General features: G+C 62.4%; 17 protein-coding genes. 13 read left to right on the forward strand and 4 right to left on the reverse strand.

The window, feature by feature from the left end:
- Nucleotides 1–80: 80 nt before the first annotated feature.
- Nucleotides 81–956: a LysR substrate-binding domain-containing protein gene (locus tag WA950_RS20040; RefSeq protein WP_424553482.1), complete on the reverse strand. Its 876-nt coding sequence runs from the start codon at nucleotides 954–956 to the stop codon at nucleotides 81–83.
- A gap of 203 nt (nucleotides 957–1,159) precedes the next feature.
- Between WA950_RS20040 and WA950_RS20045 the strand changes: the two genes are divergently transcribed.
- The 6 genes from WA950_RS20045 (at nucleotide 1,160) to WA950_RS20070 (ending at nucleotide 9,697) form a co-directional block, all read left to right on the forward strand.
- Nucleotides 1,160–2,353, forward strand: a complete 1,194-nt coding sequence (locus WA950_RS20045; RefSeq protein ID WP_424553483.1) for a 2-aminoethylphosphonate--pyruvate transaminase — start codon at nucleotides 1,160–1,162, stop codon at nucleotides 2,351–2,353.
- A gap of 18 nt (nucleotides 2,354–2,371) precedes the next feature.
- Nucleotides 2,372–3,640, forward strand: a complete 1,269-nt coding sequence (gene phnA / locus WA950_RS20050) for a phosphonoacetate hydrolase (RefSeq protein WP_424553484.1) — start codon at nucleotides 2,372–2,374, stop codon at nucleotides 3,638–3,640.
- A 9-nt stretch (nucleotides 3,641–3,649) separates the two neighbouring features.
- A complete protein-coding gene (phnY, locus tag WA950_RS20055; protein ID WP_424553485.1) occupies nucleotides 3,650–5,104 on the forward strand; it encodes a phosphonoacetaldehyde dehydrogenase in 1,455 nt (484 codons plus the stop codon).
- 299 nt (nucleotides 5,105–5,403) lie between these two features.
- Nucleotides 5,404–6,426, forward strand: a complete 1,023-nt coding sequence (locus tag WA950_RS20060; RefSeq protein WP_424553486.1) for a putative 2-aminoethylphosphonate ABC transporter substrate-binding protein — start codon at nucleotides 5,404–5,406, stop codon at nucleotides 6,424–6,426.
- Nucleotides 6,427–6,503: 77 nt separating this feature from the next.
- Nucleotides 6,504–7,679, forward strand: a complete 1,176-nt coding sequence (locus tag WA950_RS20065) for a putative 2-aminoethylphosphonate ABC transporter ATP-binding protein (protein ID WP_424553487.1) — start codon at nucleotides 6,504–6,506, stop codon at nucleotides 7,677–7,679.
- Nucleotides 7,680–7,681: 2 nt separating this feature from the next.
- Complete coding sequence (locus WA950_RS20070; RefSeq protein WP_424553488.1) at nucleotides 7,682–9,697, forward strand: putative 2-aminoethylphosphonate ABC transporter permease subunit; 2,016 nt, start codon at nucleotides 7,682–7,684, stop codon at nucleotides 9,695–9,697.
- A gap of 154 nt (nucleotides 9,698–9,851) precedes the next feature.
- On the opposite strand, the gene WA950_RS20075 is transcribed toward WA950_RS20070, so the two are convergent.
- Nucleotides 9,852–10,913: a GlxA family transcriptional regulator gene (locus WA950_RS20075; RefSeq protein WP_424553489.1), complete on the reverse strand. Its 1,062-nt coding sequence runs from the start codon at nucleotides 10,911–10,913 to the stop codon at nucleotides 9,852–9,854.
- A gap of 200 nt (nucleotides 10,914–11,113) precedes the next feature.
- Here WA950_RS20075 and WA950_RS20080 point away from each other — a divergent pair, with 200 nt between their 5' ends.
- Both WA950_RS20080 and WA950_RS20085 read left to right on the forward strand, forming a co-directional pair.
- Nucleotides 11,114–11,896, forward strand: coding sequence for a DeoR/GlpR family DNA-binding transcription regulator (locus WA950_RS20080; RefSeq protein ID WP_424553490.1), 783 nt, complete (start codon nucleotides 11,114–11,116; stop codon nucleotides 11,894–11,896).
- 86 nt (nucleotides 11,897–11,982) lie between these two features.
- A complete protein-coding gene (locus tag WA950_RS20085; RefSeq protein ID WP_424553491.1) occupies nucleotides 11,983–14,433 on the forward strand; it encodes a GcvT family protein in 2,451 nt (816 codons plus the stop codon).
- A 67-nt stretch (nucleotides 14,434–14,500) separates the two neighbouring features.
- Here WA950_RS20085 and WA950_RS20090 read toward each other — a convergent pair whose 3' ends face one another.
- Nucleotides 14,501–15,541 (reverse strand): glutamine synthetase beta-grasp domain-containing protein, encoded by a 1,041-nt coding sequence (locus tag WA950_RS20090; RefSeq protein WP_424553492.1) that lies wholly within the window; start codon nucleotides 15,539–15,541, stop codon nucleotides 14,501–14,503.
- A gap of 622 nt (nucleotides 15,542–16,163) precedes the next feature.
- Between WA950_RS20090 and WA950_RS20095 the strand changes: the two genes are divergently transcribed.
- From WA950_RS20095 to WA950_RS20105, 3 genes are all read left to right on the forward strand, one after another.
- Nucleotides 16,164–16,307: a hypothetical protein gene (locus WA950_RS20095; protein WP_424553493.1), complete on the forward strand. Its 144-nt coding sequence runs from the start codon at nucleotides 16,164–16,166 to the stop codon at nucleotides 16,305–16,307.
- A 31-nt stretch (nucleotides 16,308–16,338) separates the two neighbouring features.
- Entirely contained in the window at nucleotides 16,339–16,575 is a 237-nt protein-coding gene (gene rpsU / locus WA950_RS20100; protein ID WP_424553494.1) for a 30S ribosomal protein S21, read from the forward strand.
- Nucleotides 16,576–16,637: 62 nt separating this feature from the next.
- Entirely contained in the window at nucleotides 16,638–16,832 is a 195-nt protein-coding gene (locus WA950_RS20105; protein ID WP_424553495.1) for a hypothetical protein, read from the forward strand.
- Between the two features lie 428 nt (nucleotides 16,833–17,260).
- Here the strand turns inward: WA950_RS20105 and WA950_RS20110 are convergent, their stop codons facing one another.
- Nucleotides 17,261–17,461: a cold-shock protein gene (locus WA950_RS20110; RefSeq protein WP_069063067.1), complete on the reverse strand. Its 201-nt coding sequence runs from the start codon at nucleotides 17,459–17,461 to the stop codon at nucleotides 17,261–17,263.
- A gap of 626 nt (nucleotides 17,462–18,087) precedes the next feature.
- Between WA950_RS20110 and WA950_RS20115 the strand changes: the two genes are divergently transcribed.
- Nucleotides 18,088–18,624 (forward strand): NUDIX hydrolase, encoded by a 537-nt coding sequence (locus tag WA950_RS20115; RefSeq protein ID WP_424553496.1) that lies wholly within the window; start codon nucleotides 18,088–18,090, stop codon nucleotides 18,622–18,624.
- Nucleotides 18,625–18,853: 229 nt separating this feature from the next.
- Entirely contained in the window at nucleotides 18,854–19,060 is a 207-nt protein-coding gene (locus WA950_RS20120) for a hypothetical protein (RefSeq protein ID WP_424553497.1), read from the forward strand.
- Nucleotides 19,061–19,133: the final 73 nt, after the last annotated feature.

The raw sequence follows: 19,133 nt of genomic DNA on the forward strand, positions 1-19,133 counted from the left end.
CTGGCGAAGCGAGGTTCCGACAATCCTGCCGTTCTTTGTCGATTGCGCTCATCTGCGGGCGGCGCATTCGGCCCGCCCGCTCAGTCCGGCGTGTGCGCCAGCTTGCGGGCCAGATCGTAGAATGCGCTCACGAGCTTGCCATTGCTGCGCTCGCGCAGGCAGATGAGCGCCTCGTCCATCAGCATTTCCGGTGCATCGATCTGGAGCGGCACCAGCCGCGTGTCCTGGCCGAATTCCGCCGAGGAGACAAAGCCGATCCCGCCGCCGGCCGCGACGATCTCGCGAACCGCCTCGCGGCCTTCCGCCTCGATCAGGGGCGTCAGCGTCACGCCGCATTGCGTGGCCATCGCTTCGAGCTTCTGACGGGTTTTCGAGCCGCGCTCGCGCATGACGAGCGGGTGTTTCGCGAGGTCGGCGAAGCTTATCCTGTCCTGCCCGGCCAGGGGATAGTCGCGGCTGGTGAAGGCGATGATGGGCGTCGAGTTGAGCTTCAGCACCTCGAAATCCTTCACCTGCGGAACCTCCCCGAGAACGCCGATATCCGCCTCATAGGCGTGCAGGCTGGTAATGACCGACTCGGTGTTGCCCGTGTCGATCGAGACCTGGACGGTCGGATAGGCCTGCCGGAACGCGGCGAGAATGTGCAGCAGATGGTGGGCGGCGTCGGCGACGATCCTGAGTTTCCCCGCGCGCAAGGCGCGCGACTCGGAAAGCAGGTCCAGTGCCTGCTGCTCGACATCGAACATGCGGCGGGTGACTTCCAGCAACTGCTGGCCGGCCTGGGTCAGCGTCACCTGCTTCTTGTTCCGGTTGAAGAGCAGGACGTCATATTCCTCCTCCAGCTTGCGCACCTGGTCGGAAATGGCGGGCTGGGTGAGGAACAGCGCTTCGGCCGCGCGCGAAAAACCGCCGTGGATTGCCACATTGTGGAAGGCGCGAAGCTGGACATAGCGCATGCGAGCACTCCATTTCAATCGATTATGACGATGATTTCAATCATACGAACGATTCAGCTTATGTAAAGGTCGAAGACAGGGTTTCTCTGCGGTCCGGTCATTTTCATAAGTTTAGTCTATATGTTGATACAAAAGAACGATTTTACATATATATCTTTCCATCCCATTGTCGTCCCCGGATATGCCAAACGTGAGGACGGACCATGCCAGAGAACACAACCACCGCGCCGCTGGAATCGCCAAGACTGGGCGAGCCCTACCTTCTGACGCCCGGCCCGCTCACGACGGCCTATTCGGTCAAGGAGGCGATGCTGCGGGACTGGGGGTCGTGGGATGGTGACTTTCGCGCCATGACCGCGGACCTGCGCCGCCAGCTTCTCGACATCGCCGGCGATACGGCTGGCGAATTCGATTGCGTGCCGATGCAGGGCAGCGGTTCGTTCTCCGTGGAGGCCATGCTTGGCAGCTTCGTTCCGCGGGACGGCAAGGTACTGGTGCTGGGCAACGGCGCCTATGGCAAGCGCATCGCCCAGACGCTCGGCTATCTCGGCCGCGATCATGTGACGATCGACAAGGGCGACTACATGCCGCCGCGCGGCCCGGAAGTCACAGCTGCGCTCGACGCCGATCCGGCCATCAGCCATGTCGTCGTGGTTCACTGCGAAACCAGCTCCGGCATCCTCAATCCGCTGAAAGAAATCTCCGAGGCTGTCTATGCTTCCGGCCGCAAGCTTCTGGTCGATTCGATGAGCGCCTTCGGCGCAGTCGCGGCCGGCATTGCCGACTTCCGCTATGAGGCCATCGTCTCCTCGGCCAACAAATGCATCGAGGGCGTGCCCGGCTTCGGCTTCGTCATCGCCCGCAAAAGCGAACTGGAAGCCGCCAAGGGCCGCAGCCACTCGCTGAGCCTCGATATCCATGCGCAGTGGGACTACATGAACAAGACCGGCCAGTGGCGCTTCACGCCGCCGACCCATGTGGTCGCGGCCTTCCTCGAAGCGCTGCGCCTTCACCGCGAAGAGGGCGGCGTCGCCGGCCGCGGCGCACGCTACGCCCGCAACCGCGACGTCATGGTGGCCGGCATGCGCGAGGCCGGCTTCGAGACGCTGCTGGCAGACCGCTGGCTCTCGCCGATCATCGTCACCTTCTTCAGCCCGGCCCATCCGGCCTTCGCCTTCGATCGCTTCTACGGTCTCATGAAGGACAAAGGCTTCATCATCTATCCGGGCAAGCTGACGGTGGTCGATTCGTTCCGCGTCGGCTGTATCGGCCGCATGGACGAGCATGTCATGCGCCGCGTGGTCGACGCCGCCCGCTCCTCGCTTGCCGAAATGGGCGTCGATAGCGCCGCCCCACCGGCCATCGCCCTTGAAGAACGCAGCCGTCTTGCCGCCTAACGAAGAATGGAATTCCCGATGAACCAGATGTCCAAGCTCACCGTCACCGTCACCGCCAACCGTCGCGCCTATCCCTGGCCGAACGTTCCGGCCATTGCGATCTGCCTTGACGGCTGCGAGCCGGCCTATCTCGATGAGGCGATCAAGGCCGGCCTGATGCCGACGCTGGAGCGTATCCGCAAGACGGGCACGGAACGCACGGCGCTCAGCGTCATTCCGAGCTTCACCAATCCGAACAACCTGTCCATCGCCACCGGCCGCCCGCCGGCGATCCACGGCATCTGCGGCAACTATCTCTATGAGCCGGCGACCGGCAAGGAAGTGATGATGAACGACCCGCGCTTCCTGCGCGCGCCGACCATCTTCAAGGCGTTCTACGATGCCGGCGCCAAGGTGGCGGTGGTGACGGCAAAGGACAAGCTGCGCGCTCTGCTCGGCCACGGCCTGAAGTTCGACGACGGTCGTGCGGTCTGCTTCTCCTCGGAGAAGTCCGACAAGTCGACCAAGGCGGAACACGGCATCGACAACGCCTCTGCCTGGCTCGGCCTGCCGGTGCCGGAAGTCTATTCGGCCGACCTCTCCGAATTCGTCTTCGCCGCGGGTGTGAAACTGCTCAAGGAATTCCGCCCGGACGTCATGTACCTGACGACCACCGACTACGTGCAGCACAAATATGCGCCCGGCGTGAAGCAGGCGAACGACTTCTACGAGATGTTTGACAAGTACCTGACGGAACTTGATGCGCTCGGCGCGGCGATCATCGTTACCGCCGATCACGGCATGAAGCCGAAGCACAAGGCGGACGGCACGCCGGACGTCGTCTATGTGCAGGATCTGCTCGACGAGTGGCTCGGCAAGGACGCCGCCCGTGTCATCCTGCCGATCACCGATCCCTATGTCGTGCATCACGGCGCGCTCGGCTCCTTCGCCACCGCCTATCTGCCGGAGGGTACGGACAAGGAGGAGATCATCGAGCGGCTGAAGGTGATCGAGGGCATCGATGTCGTGCTGTCGCGGCCGGAGGCCTGCGTGCGCTTCGAACTGCCGGACGACCGCATCGGCGACATCGTGCTCGTCTCCTCGGAGAACAAGACGCTCGGCACCAGCGAGCACCGGCATGACCTTGCCGCGCTGAACGAGCCGCTGCGTTCCCACGGCGGCCTTACCGAGCAGGAAGTGCCTTTCATCGCCAACCGCAAGCTGCCCGAACTGCTTTCGGCCGGTACGCTGCGCAACTTCGACGCCTTCTTCTATGCGCTCGCCGCGGCGGCGCAGCCGGCGCAATAGGAGGGGGCGATGACCAAAGTGGAAACGACATTCGCCATCCGCCACGAGCCGATGCGCATCGCCGGCAAGATGGTCGATACCGAAGGCGTCATCGATGTGCACTATCCCTGGAACGATGCCGTCATCGGCACCGTTCCGGCCGGCAATGCCGAGCACGCCCGCAAGGCCTTCGAGATCGCCGCCGCCTACCAGCCGAAGCTGACGCGCTACGAGCGCCAGCGTATCCTGCTCCGGGCGGCCGAACTGCTTGTCGCCCGCAAGGAGGAAATGTCCGACCTGATCACGCTGGAGCTCGGTATCTCCAAGCAGGACTCGCTCTACGAGGTCGGCCGCGCCTTCGACGTTTTCACGCTGTCGGGCCAGATGTGCATCCATGATGACGGGGAGATATTTTCCTGCGATCTCACGCCGCACGGCAAGCAGCGTAAGATCTTCACCACCCGCGAGCCGCTGACCGCCATTTCGGCGATCACGCCCTTCAACCACCCGCTCAACATGGTGGCGCACAAGATCGCGCCAGCCATCGCGACGAACAATTGCGTCGTGCTGAAGCCGACGGAACTGACGCCGATGACGGCCCTGGTACTGGCCGACATCCTCTACGAGGCGGGCCTGCCGCCGGAAATGCTCTCCGTCGTCACCGGCTGGCCGGGCGATATCGGCATGGAGATGATCACCAATCCGAACTTCGACCTGATCACCTTCACCGGCTCCGTGCCGGTCGGCAAGCTGATCGCGGCCCATGCGCATTACAAGCGCCAGGTGCTGGAGCTCGGCGGCAACGATCCACTGATCGTCCTCAACGACTTGTCGGACGACGATCTGGCACGCGCCGCCGATCTGGCGGTGGCCGGTGCCACGAAGAATTCCGGTCAGCGCTGCACCGCCGTCAAGCGTATCCTGTGCCAGGAGCGCGTAGCCGACCGGTTCGTGCCGATGGTGCTGGAGCGTGCGAAGAAGCTGAAGTTCGGCGATCCTATGGACCGGGCGACGGACCTCGGCACGGTCGTCCATGCCAAGGCTGCGGAAATCTTCGAGCGGCGCGTTCACAAGGCGGCGGAAGAGGGGGCGGACGTGCTCTACGATCCCGGCCGCAAGGGTGCGCTTCTGCCGCCGATCGTCGTCGACCGGGTGTCCCATTCGAGCGAGCTGGTGATGGAGGAGACCTTTGGTCCGATCATCCCGATCGTCCGCGCGCCTGATGATGATGACGCGCTGATCGCGCTTTCCAACTCCACCGCCTTCGGCCTGTCCTCCGGCGTCTGCACCAACGACTTCCGCCGCATGCAGAAATACATTGCCGGTCTCAAGGTCGGCACGGTGAACATCTGGGAGGTGCCCGGCTACCGCATCGAGATGAGCCCCTTCGGCGGCATCAAGGATTCCGGCAACGGCTACAAGGAAGGTGTCATCGAGGCCATGAAGAGCTTCACGAACGTCAAGACATTCTCTCTGCCTTGGTGATCCGAGCAATCCCCATGCATGATCACCCCTTCCGGGAGCTGCCTCGTGCAGCTCCCTTTTTTATTGCCTACTGTTCGTGCAGAAGCTGCCATCTGTGTCGGCGACAGGTGCGAAACCGCCTGTTCCAAGGGCGGAATTACTCATAGATTTTTTCTTCCGAACGATAAGAATAATAAATTTTACTTACCGAAAACCCCTGCGCAGAATGCCTCCCGAAGCCGATCTACAAGGACGACGCTCAAGATCGTCCGCCGTGCTTCCCGGAGCTTTTTCCAGGCCTTCAGAGGAGATTTTCAATCATGAACAAACGCATGCTTTTTATGCTTGCCGGCGCCATGTCCGCCGTGCTGCCCGCCATTGCATTGGCTGAAACCCAGCTTACCGTTTACACCGCAGTCGAAGCCGTCGATCTCGATCGTTACAAGGAGACCTTCGAGAAAGCCAATCCCGGTATCAAGATCAACTGGGTGCGCGATTCCACCGGCGTCATGACGGCAAAACTGCTTGCCGAGAAGGACAATCCGCAGGCCGATGTTGTCTGGGGCGTTGCCGCCACCTCGCTGCTTTTGCTCAAGACGGAAGGCATGCTGGAGCCCTACGCACCCAAGGGTGTCGAAGCGCTCGACAAGAAGTTTGTCGACAAGGATTCCCCGCCGAGCTGGGTCGGCATGGACGCTTATGTCGCTGCGCTCTGCTACAACACGGTGGAAGGCGAAAAGCTCGGCCTGACCGCTCCGACGAGCTGGGAAGACCTGACGAAGCCTGAATACAAGGGCCATGTCGTGATGCCGAACCCGGCGTCTTCCGGCACCGGCTTCCTCGATGTTTCCGGCTGGATGCAGATGTGGGGCGAGGAGAAGGCGTGGGGCTTCATGGACAAGCTCCATGAAAACATTTCCGCCTATACCCATTCCGGCTCGAAGCCCTGCAAGATGGCGGGCGCCGGCGAGGCGGTGATCGGGGTTTCCTTCGAGTTCCCGGGCGCCAAAGCCAAGAGCGCCGGTGCACCGATCGACATCATCTTCCCGTCGGAAGGCTCGGGCTGGGAGGCCGAGGCAACGGCCATCATCGCCGGCACGGCGAACCTCGATGCCGCCAAGACGCTGGTCGACTGGTCGGTCACGAAGGAAGCCAACGAGATGTACAATGTCGGCTATTCCGTCGTCGCCTATCCGGGCGTGGCCAAGAAGGTCGAACACCTGCCCGACGACATCGCTTCCAAGATGATCGACAACGACTTCGAATGGGCTGCGAACAATCGCATCGCCATTTTGAAGGAGTGGCAGAAGCGTTACGACGCCAAGTCCGAGCCCAAGAGCTGACAATCGACCGGGCGGGGCACGCTGGTGCTCCGCCCTTCGCATTGCCAAGAAATTCCTGAAGCCAGCGGAGCTTGCAGATGAGACATGCCCTGTCGATCGAAACGACGCCCACGAGCCTTCCCGGCGCCGCCGATCATACAGACGCGCAGTCGGCCCCCTATCTGGAAATCACCAATCTCTGGAAGGCCTATGGCGATTTCGTCGCGTTGCGCGACATATCGCTCAGCATCGCCAAAGGCGAGTTCATCTGTTTCCTAGGGCCTTCCGGCTGCGGCAAGACGACGCTTCTACGGGCCATTGCCGGCCTCGATCTCCAGTCGCAGGGCACCATCCTGCAGGCTGGCCGCAACATTTCGACCCTGCCGGCCTCCGGCCGCGACTACGGCATTGTCTTCCAGTCCTATGCGCTGTTTCCGAACCTCACCATTGAACAGAATATCGCCTTCGGCCTGGAAAATGCCGGCCGCTCGAAGGCGCAGACTGCCGCCCGCGTCGCCGAGTTGCTGGAGACGGTCGGCCTGACGGCGCATGGCAAAAAGTATCCGGCCCAGCTTTCCGGCGGCCAGCAGCAGCGCATCGCGCTTGCCCGCGCCATCGCCATTTCGCCGGGCCTGCTGTTGCTTGACGAGCCGCTCTCGGCGCTCGACGCCAAGGTCCGGGTGCACCTTCGCCATGAAATCAAGGCTTTGCAGCGAAAGCTCGGCGTCACAACCATCATGGTCACGCATGACCAGGAGGAGGCGCTCGCCATGGCCGACCGGATCGTCGTGATGAACCACGGCGTCATCGAGCAGGTCGGCTCGCCTACCGATATCTACCGCCATCCCGAAACCCTGTTCGTCGCCGACTTCATAGGCGAGACCAACCAGTTCCCAGCGCAGATTCTCAAGGATGGCGAGGTCGAGATCGGCCATTCGGCCTTCTGCTGCTCGACGGAGGAGTTCTCGACAGGCGAGACGGCGACAGCCGTCGTGCGTCCGGTCGACATTATCCCGCACGGCGCGGATGCCCATGCCGTCAACGCCACCGACCGGCCGACGACGCCGCAGAATCTGATCGATGCAGAAGTGCGGGAAATGGAGTTCCTCGGCATGTTCTGGCGCACGCGCCTGTCTGCGCCACGGCTCGGCGAGCGCACGCTCGTAGCCGACTTCTCCGTCAACGCTGTCCGCCGCCTTAGCATCGAGACGGGCGGTGTCATCCAGGTGGAAATTCCGCGCGAACGCCTGCTGCTCTATCCGAGGAACGCGTGACAATGAACATTGCCCTCGAAGCACCGCTCCTGCTGCCCACCGGAAAACGGCTGCGGCAGGAAACTTCCCGTGATGATCGCATCAAGCTCGGCTTCATGGCCGTCATCGGCCTTTATCTGATCATCGCGCTTGGCGCGCCGCTTGCCATCATGTTGTCGAAGTCGCTTTCGACCTACCGGTTCGACCTTGCCGCCTTCGAATTCCAGGTGAGTGACGAGACCGGCGCGAACTTCGGGCCGGTGGTCAGCGCGGCGGAACTGAACCGGCAGCTCAACGCCGTCACGCGAGAGGAGCTTTCCACCAGCTCGGACGGCCGGCTCGCCGCGACCAAATTCTTTCCGGAATTCAGTTTCCGCAGCCCTGTGCACTACCGCATTCGCGGTACGACGGACGCGACCGCCTTCCTCGTCGGCTCGACGCTGGAGAAAGGCACCGAGTGGCGCGAATACGATTCCGGCACTTTCCGGCGCGTCGTGCTGCGGCCGGCCCGCGCCATCGGCGTCGAAAATTTCGCGACCTATTTCTCCACGCCGGCGCTGGCCCAGTCGATCTACAACTCCGTGCTCATGGCGGCGATCAGCACGGTATTCACCGTCTCCATCGCCTTTGCGCTCGCCTTCGGGCTGACACGAAGCTGCATGCCCCTGAAGGGCCTGTTCCGTGGCGTCCTGACGATCCCAATCCTCGTGCCGTCGCTGCTGCCCGGTATCGCGCTGGTCTATCTCTTCGGCAATCAGGGCATCTTCAAGGACTGGCTGATGGGCTACTCCATCTATGGTCCGATCGGCATCGTCATCGGCTCGGTCTTCTTCACCCTGCCGCACGCCTTCCTTATCATTCTGACGGCGCTGTCCATTGCCGACGCCCGGCACTACGAGGCGGCCGCCTCGCTCAAGACCAGCAAGTGGCGCACCTTCACGACCGTCACGGTTCCGGGCGCGCGCTACGGCATCGTCTCGGCGGCCTTCGTCGTCTTCACGCTCGTCATCACCGATTTCGGCCTGCCGAAGGTGATCGGCGGACAATATGGCATGCTCGCCGTCGATATCTACAAGCAGGTGATCGGCCAGCAGAATTTCGAGATGGGGGCGGTGGTTTCCGTCATCCTCCTCGTGCCGGCCGTGTTGGCCTTCGCTGTCGACCGGCACATGCAGAAGCGCCAGGTGGCCCTGCTCTCGGCCCGCGCGGTGCCTTACGCGCCAAAGCCCAACGCCCGCACGGATGCGGTTTGCTTCGCCTTCGCCTGCTTCATCAGCCTGTTCATCCTCGGCATGATCGCCATGTGCCAGATCGCCGCCGTCGTGAAGTTCTGGCCCTATGACCTTTCGCTGACCACCAAGAATTTCGCCTTCGATCTCATGGACGGCGGCGGTTGGGCGGCCTATGGCAACTCGATCCGGCTGGCGCTGCTGACGGCGTTCTTCGGTTCCGTCGTCGTCTTCGCCGGCGCCTATATGGTCGAGAAGGCGGATGGCTTCCGCTTCGGTCGCGGCATCTTCCATTTTCTGGCGATGATGCCCATGGCGGTACCGGGTATGGTGCTCGGCCTTGCCTATATCTTCTTCTTCAACAACCCGGCCAATCCGCTCAACACGATTTACGGCACGATGACGATCCTCGTCGTCTCGACGGTGACGCATTTCTACACGGTCGCGCACCTGACGGCGCTGACGGCCCTCAAGCAGATGGACCCGGAATTCGAATCCGTCGCCGCCTCGCTGAAGCAGCCCTTCCACCGGCTGTTCTTCCGGGTCACCGTTCCCGTCTGCCTGCCGGCGATCCTCAACATCGCGATCTATCTCTTCGTCAATGCGATGACGACGGTCTCGGCGGTGGTCTTCCTCTATTCCACCGACACGAAGCTGGCCTCCGTCGCGGTGCTCAACATGGACGATGCAGGCGACATCGCCCCGGCGGCGGCCATGGGCATGATGATTTTCTACACGAATGTCGCGGCCAAGCTCATCCATGCGCTGATCGCGCGCAGCCTGCTCGCCCGCACCCAGGCCTGGCGATAGGTTCCATCGCCTGCCGGCCCTTGCCGGGCCTGCCAATAGCGATTTCCCGCGCTTCCGGAGCTACGCCCCGGATCGCGGGAATTCGTCTTTTTCGTTGCGCCTGAATGGAATGTCGATTGCTGGAGGCCGGGCGCGGCGCGGCTAGGCGTCCTCGTCAAGCGACGCGCCGCTCCTCGGCTGAATGACGGCCGGCATCATGGCCCCGGTAGCTGGCATTGCGCCGCTCGGTCTCCGTCATGCGTGCCTTCTGCGGCGTGCAGCCGTAGCGCTCGCGATAGGTTCGGGAAAAGTGCGAGGCGGTGGAGAAGCCGCAGGACATGGCGATCTCGATGACGGGCAGGGAGGTGGTGACGAGCAGCAGATGTGCCCGCTCCAGCCGCATATCGAGATAGTATCGTGCCGGCGTGCGACCCATTTCCTTGCGGAACAGGCGCTCCATCTGGCGTCTGGACATGCCGCCAGCCGGTGATATGTCGGCCAGTTTCAGCGGTTCGGAGAGGTTTGCCTCCATCTGCTCGATGATCCGGATCAGCAGTATGTTGTCGATGCCGAGGCGGGCCTGCAGCGGCAGGCGCTGGCGCTCGCCGGCATCACGCAGCCGCTCGCAGAGCGCGATCTCGCAAATGCGGTTGGCGACGTCCGTGCCAAGCTCCGCCTCGATGATACGCAGGAGCATGTCGAACGGGGCGTTGCCGCCGGCGCAGGTGTAGAGATCTCCATCGATCTCGAAGGCGCTCTGGCGCGCCTTCGCGGTGAAGAACCGTTCGGAAAAATCCGGAAAATGCTCCCAATGCACGGCGCATCGGTGCCCATCGACGAGGCCGGAGCGCGCCAGCGCGTAGAGGCCGCCGGCAAAACCGGCGAGAGGAACCCGGTTGCGCCGGCAAAGCCGAAGCCAGGCCTCCAGCGACCGGTCCGACGCCGGCACCGTGCTGCCGCCGCAAACGGCGACGAACCGTGGCCGTCCGGTCTGGTATACCCGATCCCGCTCTTCGATGAGCGAGCAGTCGGCCGCGACACGCATGCCGCAGGAGGACTGCGCCGGCCGCCCGTCCGCCGTCACGATGCGCCAGTCATAGGCGGCAATACCCGCGACGTCATTGGCAAGGCGCAGCGCCTCAAGTGCGGCGGAGAAAGCGTGCAGCGCGAAGCCATCGAGCAGATAGAAGGTGAAACGGCTGCCTTGCGCGCTCGCCTGATGCCCCGCCTGATGCATTGTCCCCTCCTTCGCCGTGAAGCGGCGCTCGATACAGGATGGAAAGAATAGTTACATTATGCAACATAAAAGAACGTTGCCAAGGCGAAAATCGATCCATCTTCGGTGAAGTCACCATTCTGGAGGTTCATAGCCTGCCCGAATGTCGCAATTTTCCTGCCTGACTTGTCAAAGCAACAAAAATGGACGCAGATAGCCGGATGTCAGACTCTCAAAGCGCCCGAGCCCTCGCACCGCGCCGCCATGGCGAAATCCTGCGCCGTCTTGCCGCCGACGGTACGGTAAGCATCACGGAGCTTGCCGATTTCTTCGATGTGTCGCGGCAAACCATCCGGCGAGACCTGAAGCTGCTCGCCGATCGTGGTCAGCTTGATCTCGTCCACGGCGGGGCCACCCTGTTCGAGCCGACCGAAGCGGCATTCACCGAGCGGCAGGAGGAAAATGCCGATGCGAAGGCGGCAATCGGCCGGGCCGCCGCCGACCTGGTGCGCGACGGCATGGTGGTTTTCCTCGATTCCGGTACGACGACGCTGGCCGTGGCGCAGGCCCTGACGGAACGGAAAAACCTTACGATCTGCACCACTTCGCTCTCCATCGCCCTGCTGATGTGCCGCCAGCCGCTGGTGCGCGTGCATATGCTTGGCGGTGAGATCGATCCAGACGAAGGAGCCGCCGTAGGCATCGATGCGCTGGAGGCGATCAGCCATTTCAGGGTCGATGTCGCCTTTCTCGGCGGCGGCGGCCTGTCGCCGGACGGTGAGATCACCGACTTCACCCGCAACGGCGCCGAGCAGCGCTCCCGCATGGCGGCGACGGCGGCCAAGGCCTATTTCCTGCTCGACAGTTCCAAGTTCGGCCGATTGACGCCCCTGCGCATTCCGCGTTTCGAGCTGGCGGCCGGCGTGATCGTCGATCGGCCTCCACCAGCGGCAATCGGCGAGGCGCTGGAGCGCCGGGGCCCGAGTCTGATTGTCGCGACGTAAAATGTAAGAATATGTAACCTTTTGTCTTGTTCTTTGGCGGCGTTTTGATATCGTGCGGTCTTCCATGGTTTCGGGGAGGTCGCCACATGGCGCAGGAATTTCCAACACAGGCACAGGTCGTCATTGTCGGCGGCGGTATTATCGGCTGCTCGGTCGCCTATCACCTGACCAAGCTCGGCTGGCGGGACGTGGTCCTGCTGGAGCAGGGTCAGCTCAGTGGGGGCACCACCTGGCACGCGGCCGGGCTCGTCGGCCAGCTGCGCAGCCATGCCAACATGACGAGCCTCATCAAATATTCGACGCAGCTCTACAGCGAGCTGGAGGCCGAGACCGGGCTTGCCACGGGTTGGAAAAACTGCGGCTCGGTTTCCGTCGCGCGCACGGCGGACCGGATGACCGTGCTGAAGCGCACCGCCGCTTCCGCCCGCGCGCAGGGTGTCGAGATCGAAGTGATCTCGCCGAAAGAGGCGCAGGATCTCTGGCCTGTCATGGCGATCGACGATCTTGCCGGCGCGGTCTGGCTGCCCGGCGACGGCAAGGCCAATCCCACCGATCTGACGCAATCGCTTGCCAAGGGCGCGCGCAGCCGAGGGGCGCGCATTTTTGAACGGGTGCGGGTCACCGGCATTTCCGTCGCCAACGGCGTGGCCACCGGCGTCGAGACGGATCGTGGGGCGATCAAGGCCGAGATCGTGGTCAACTGCGCGGGCCAGTGGGCGCGCAAGGTCGGCCAGATGTGCGGCGTCTCCGTGCCGCTGCACTCGGCCGAGCACATGTATATCGTCACTGGCCTGATCGAGGGCGTCCATCCCGATCTGCCGGTGATGCGCGACCCGGACGGTTACATCTACTTCAAGGAAGAGGTCGGCGGCCTCGTCATGGGCGGGTTCGAGCCGGAGGCCAAGCCGTGGGGCATGGCGGGTATTCCTGATGATTTCGAGTTCGCCCTGCTGCCGGACGACTGGGACCAGTTCGAGGTTCTCATGCACAGCGCGCTGCAGCGCGTGCCGCAGCTGGCGACCAGCGAAGTGAAGAAATTCTACAACGGCCCGGAAAGCTTCACGCCGGACAACAACTTCATCCTCGGCGAAGCGCCGGAGCTGAAGAATTTCTATGTCGGCGCCGGCTTCAACTCCATGGGTATCGCCAGCGCCGGCGGGGCAGGGCGGGCGCTGGCGGAATGGATCGTCAACGGTGCGGCGACCATGGACCTCTGGCCCGTCGATATCCGTCGCTTCGCGAATTTCAACAACAATCCGCGCTGGCTGCACGACCGCGTCAAGGAAACCCTCGGCCTGCACTATGCCATGCCCTGGCCGAACCGGGAGCTGGACACGGCGCGCCCCTTCCGCCGCTCGCCGCTCTATGACCGGCTTGCCGCGCGCGGCGCCTGCTTCGGCTCGAAGATGGGTTGGGAACGCGCCAACTGGTTTGCCGCCGCAGGCGAAAAACCCGTGACGGAATACGCCTTCGGCAAGCAGAACTGGCATGAGGCGGTAAAGCGCGAAATGGCGGCGACGCGTGAGGCGGCCGGCATCTTTGACCAGACCTCCTTTGCCAAGCTGCTCGTGCAGGGGCGCGATGCGGTGGCGGCGCTCAACCGTCTCTGCGCCGCCGAGATCGATGTCCCGGTCGGCCGTTCCGTCTATACCGGCCTGCTGAACGGGCGGGGCGGCTATGAAAGCGACCTGACGGTGATGCGCCTTGCAGCAGACCGTTTCCTCATCGTCACCGGTTCGGCGCAGGCGGTGCATGATGCCGACTGGATCCGCAAGAACATTCCGGCTGATGCACATGTCACGCTGACCGACGTTACGTCGGCCTATTCCGTACTGGCGCTCATGGGGCCGAAGTCGCGCGATATTCTTGCCGGCCTTACCTCCGCCGATCTTTCCAACGAAGGCTTCCCCTTCTCGACGATCCGCGAAATCGATATCGGCTATGCCACCGCCTATGCCAACCGCATGACCTATGTCGGCGAACTCGGCTGGGAACTGATCGTGCCGACGGAGTTCGCGGTCGGTGTCTACGAGGCGCTGCACGAGGCGGGAGCCGGTTTCGGCCTCATCGACTGCGGTTACTATGCGCTCGAGGCGCTTCGTCTGGAAAAGGGCTACCGTGCCTGGAGCCGCGAGCTGACGCCGGACATCACGCCTTACGAGGCCGGCCTTGCCTTCGCGGTTTCCCTCGACAAGGCCGATGGCTTCATCGGCCGGGATGTCCTCGTTGCGGCAAAGGCGAAGGGTGTTCCCGGCCGCCGCATCGTGCAGTTCACGGTGAACGCTTCCGAGCCGATGCTCTGGGGCGGCGAGTTGATCCTGCGCGATGGCAAGCCGGTGGGCGAGGTTCGCTCGGCCGCCTACGGCCACACGCTCGGCCGCTCTGTCGCCCTGGCGCTCATCGAGCATCAGGACGGCGTGGACAAGGCCTTCCTGGAGACGGGGCGTTTCGAGGTGGAGCTTGCCGGGGAGCGGTTCGAGGTGACGGCGCATCTTGTGCCGGCTTACGATCCCAAGGCCCTGCGGACCAAGATGTAGGCGGGCCGCGTCTGAAACAGAACACCCCGCAAGCTGCGGGGTGTCTTCTATTGCCGGTTGCCGGAAATCAGGCGGCTGCGCGGTTCTCGATGTCGGTCGGAACCAGAGAGATCGTCTTCAGGATCTGGGAAGCGATCTGGTAGGGGTCGCCCTTGGAGTTCGGGCGGCGATCCTCGAGGTAGCCGCAATAGCCGTTCTGGACGAAGCTGTGGGGAACGCGGATCGATGCACCGCGATCGGCCACGCCGTAGCTGAACTGGTGGATCGAGGCGGTCTCGTGCTTGCCGGTCAGGCGCATGTGGTTGTCCGGTCCGTAGACAGCGATATGGTCGGCGCGCGCTTCCGCGAAGGCCGCCATCAAGTTCTCGAAATAGGCTTTGCCACCGAATTCCCGCATGTACTTCGTCGAGAAATTGGCATGCATGCCCGAGCCGTTCCAGTCGGTGTCGCCAAGCGGCTTGCAATGATATTCGACATCGACGCCATACTTTTCGGTGAGGCGCTGCAGCAGGTAGCGGGCGAGCCAGATTTCGTCGGCAGCCTTGCGGGAGCCCTTGCCGAAGACCTGGAATTCCCATTGGCCTTTGGCGACTTCGGCGTTGATGCCTTCATGGTTGATGCCGGCGGCGAGGCAGATATCGAGATGTTCCTCGACGATCTTGCGGGCGACATCGCCGACATTGCTGTAGCCGACGCCCGTATAGTAGGGGCCTTGCGGGGCGGGGAAGCCGACTTCCGGGAAGCCGAGCGGACGGCCGTTCTTGTAGAAGAAATATTCCTGCTCGAAGCCGAACCAGGCATCCTCATCGTCAAGGATGGCCGCGCGCGTGTTCGACGGATGCGGCGTCCTGCCGTCCGGCATCATGACCTCGCAGAGAACCAGCACGCCGTTCTTGCGCTCGGGGTCGGGATAAACGGCCACCGGCTTCAGCACGCAGTCGGAGCTGTTGCCTTCGGCCTGCATCGTCGACGAGCCGTCGAAGCCCCAGAGCGGAAGCTGTTCAAGCGTCGGCAGGGCGTCGAATTCCTTGACCAGGGTCTTGCCGCGCAGGTTCGGGGTGGGCTTGTAACCGTCGAGCCAGATGTATTCGAGCTTGTACTTTGTCATGTCGTTCTCTCACGTCGTGCTGGATTCAAGGGCCGCCGGGCATCGACCGGCAATCGCTACAGAACACGCAGGAACCGTGCCAGTTTGAAGTCTCTCGTCCGACCCTTGAGAAAATCACCTTTTTATGGGGACGGAAGGCTGGCGGCGCTGCTCGTTCGCGCAAGGAAGGAGCGACTTGCGCAAAAAACAGGCAATGGACGGCGGATTTTACGGCAGCGACTATCGGCATTGTGGTGGCTGTCGGCGCGCCGCCGGCCTTGAATTCGGTGCATCGGCACCTCATCTAGTGTGCTCTGCCCGTTTCGATAGCTTCCTGCAGTGGCGATTGCCGCGCGTTCGAGGTTGTCCGGGCCGGAAAGGCGCTCCCCGAAAGGGTCGAGCGCCTTTTCATTTTCGACCCCTGACTGCTCGAAATTCGTGCGGCGGCCGCCATTGGCCCCCTGAAGGTTGAAATAGGCGCGTCGGGGGCCTATATTGTCGGGATACTAAAAAACCCAGGCAGCTCTTGGCCCGCCAGACGGGTTGTTCGTCTGTTGATGCCCCGATGGCACACAGATGGCCATCTGCTGCAACAACGACAATGCCCGCCTTCTGGGCCGGCAAAGGAAACCAATTGAATACGATGATGATCGCTGCCGCGTCCGCGGCCGTGAAGCCGCGAGAGTGCGGCGAGGCCGGATACCGGCCGGACAAGAACTGGAAGCCGTATCCCTGCCTGCTCACGCGCCGTGAAATGCAGGATCTGGTCGCCGATCAACTCGGCTGAACGGCAAAAGCTTAGCCACAAGGAGAACATGATGCAGGTACTCGTCAGAGACAACAATGTTGAGCAGGCTCTCAGGGTTCTGAAAAAGAAAATGCAGCGCGAAGGGCTGTTTCGCGAAATGCGCGAACGCCGCGCCTATGAAAAGCCGTCCGAACGCCGTGTCCGGGAAAAGGCGCAGGCCATTGGCCGCCATCGCAAGGCCGCGCGCAAGCAAATGCAGCGCGAAGGGTTGATCCCGGGGCCGAAGCGCAAGGTTGCCACGCGATAGGCCCGGACCTCCGCCGACCGGCTGAACGCTTTCGGCAAAAGCATTCCTGAAAGGATGAATGAATGGAAGAACTGAGCAGCCTGTCGATTTGTGAAGAGCGACTGGAAGATTGCCGCGACGTCATCGAGCCGGATTTGCAGGACCTTATTGCAGGTGCACTCAAGACCGGCTTTTCGCGCGAGGAAATCCTGATCGCTGTCAGCGAACTGGTCGCCGAGGATTTCGCCGGGGTGATGAACACCCCCAGCGTCCATTGAGCCAGGGGTTCCCCTGACATGAAACGTGGATCGGCCGGCATGGAGCCCCATGCCGGCCGATCCGTCATAAGGCTGGAGATCGGGGCGTCTGATTTGATGAGGCGGGACCTGAACGAGCCGGAATGGTTCCGGCTATCGGGTTCACCGAGGGCAGGGGCCGGCGCAGGAAAGCGAGGGCGTGGCTGGCTTCAATGGTTGTGTGATCAGAGAACGCCTGTGATGGCGCGATATGAGCGGCATGGCCATACCATGGCATGCCGGAATACACCGAGGCTATAAAAAGCCGGCATAGAAAAAGCGCTCGTCAAACCTGCGGGAAATTGCGCTGACCTGACGACGATATGTCTGTCTTTGGCCCGACAAGCCCTGCTCGCCCGGCCGGAATTCTCTTCAGGCGCCGCAATGGACGCCTGAAGAGAACTTGCAGGTCAAAGTACCCGGACGTTTTCCGCCTTGGACTTTCCAGTCTTGCGATCCTGGCCCACGTCGTAGCTTACGCGCTGGCCTTCGCTGAGAGAGCCACCCTGAAGAGCGGACACGTGCACGAATACATCCGTTCCGCCATTTTCAGGCGTGATGAACCCGAAACCCTTCTCGCCATTGAAAAACTTAACAGTACCAGTCGCCATATGCTTATCCTTAACGATTCAACAGCCCATTGCCGCGAAGGAAACCTATAGCTGATGAACGCACTTCGCAATGCGCTGATTCATCAGAGATGCAGCGTTTTCCACGATAGATGAACGTTTTGCGGCAGGAAATTCGTCAAATATTGAGGCGAGTGTGGAAAAAATGAACGCTAGGGTTGATTTTGCAGTATTCCGGGCCTGCGACGGAAAGTAGCGCCCCTCTTGAAATTACCTCTGTGAATGGCCAGATTAGGGCCATGTGCATGGAAACTTCTATCAGAACTTCGAGGCTTCGCGATCAAGCGTGCTCCCTGACCCGGAGCTGGCTGCCTTGAACCTGTAAACGCCGCCACAAAATCTCGCCGCTCCGGGAACCCACGCTATCGAACAAGCGCGGTTCATTCACGTCGCCTCCGTGCGGCGTATTGATGGAGCGTATCCATGCCATTCTTTCGATCCCGCCCGATCTGCGTCACCTGTGACCGGCACCTTCCGCGCGCGGCGAGCCGTTGCCCGTGGTGCAAGAAGCCCGTTCTCGTCATTGCCGTTTCCTCCGGTTCCGGCGCCGCTCGCGGTCGTCCGGTGCGCGGTCCGGCGTCATCCCTGCTTTGCGAAGGGGGTGGCCAATGACCAGCACAACGAAGATCGCCGACCGCGCCCTTGAAGCCGGCGCCACGGATGAGTTGCAGCAGGTCGGGGTTCTTCCCTGGCGCATCCGGCGGGATGGCAAGCCGATGATATTGCTCATCACCTCGCGCAGGCAGGGTCGATGGATCGTGCCCAAGGGATGGCCCATGGAGGGGCGCTCGCTGGTTGGCGCGGCATCGCGCGAAGCCTTTGAGGAGGCCGGGATCGTCGGCGATATCGGCCCGACGCCGATGATCGAGTATCGATACATGAAGGTATTGGACGACGGCTCGCAGGTTCCCTGTCGCGTCACCGTGTTCGGCATGAACGTGCGCGGCACGCTGAGCCATTGGCGCGAGAAGGCGCAAAGGCAGCGGCGGTGGTTTTCCCTCGATGCGGCGGCAGACAGGCTCGACGACGAGGAACTTGCCGCGTTCGTGCGGACACTCGATGCCACGCCGGCGCGTCTCAAGCCGACCGAAGGCTGGACGCGATTGAAGCGCTCCTCCGGCGAGCGGCTGGAAGGCACGAGATAAGGGAATGTCGATGTTCTCGGCAGGTCCCCTCGCACGCCGGCGACGGCACCGGCGCAACCCCACCCTCCTGTTTCGCAGGGTCAGCCTCGAACGCTGACAGCCTGGCGTCACTAACTGCGACAGCAAGAGTGGCGCCAGGATGAGCCCCCAATCCGAGATTGAAACCTGCAAAGCAATGCCGGACGCTTCCATGCGCCGGTTCATTGCCCATTTTCAGAAAGAACCAGCAATGAGCTTCAAGTATCTCCACACGTTCCCGATCAGCGGCCCGAACAAGCTGCCCCGTTTCAAGCAGTGGGCGCTCGAGAACCTGCCGGGCGTCGCCGTGTCCCTGCCGCCGCAGGTCCCGGTCAAGAGCACGGCCCTGACGGTGCGCCTGAAATCGGCCGAGGATCGCGTTGCGTTGATCGGCAAGCTGGAAGGCGCAAGCTTCTAAGCGCCTGAACTGGCGGCGAACGACGGGTTTCTTTGACCTTCCGATAAACATTCGGTTACAGAAGGATGTTATC

Origin of the sequence: Shinella sp. (assembly GCF_049651085.1) — a bacterium.
In the GTDB taxonomy this organism is placed as follows: domain Bacteria; phylum Pseudomonadota; class Alphaproteobacteria; order Rhizobiales; family Rhizobiaceae; genus Shinella.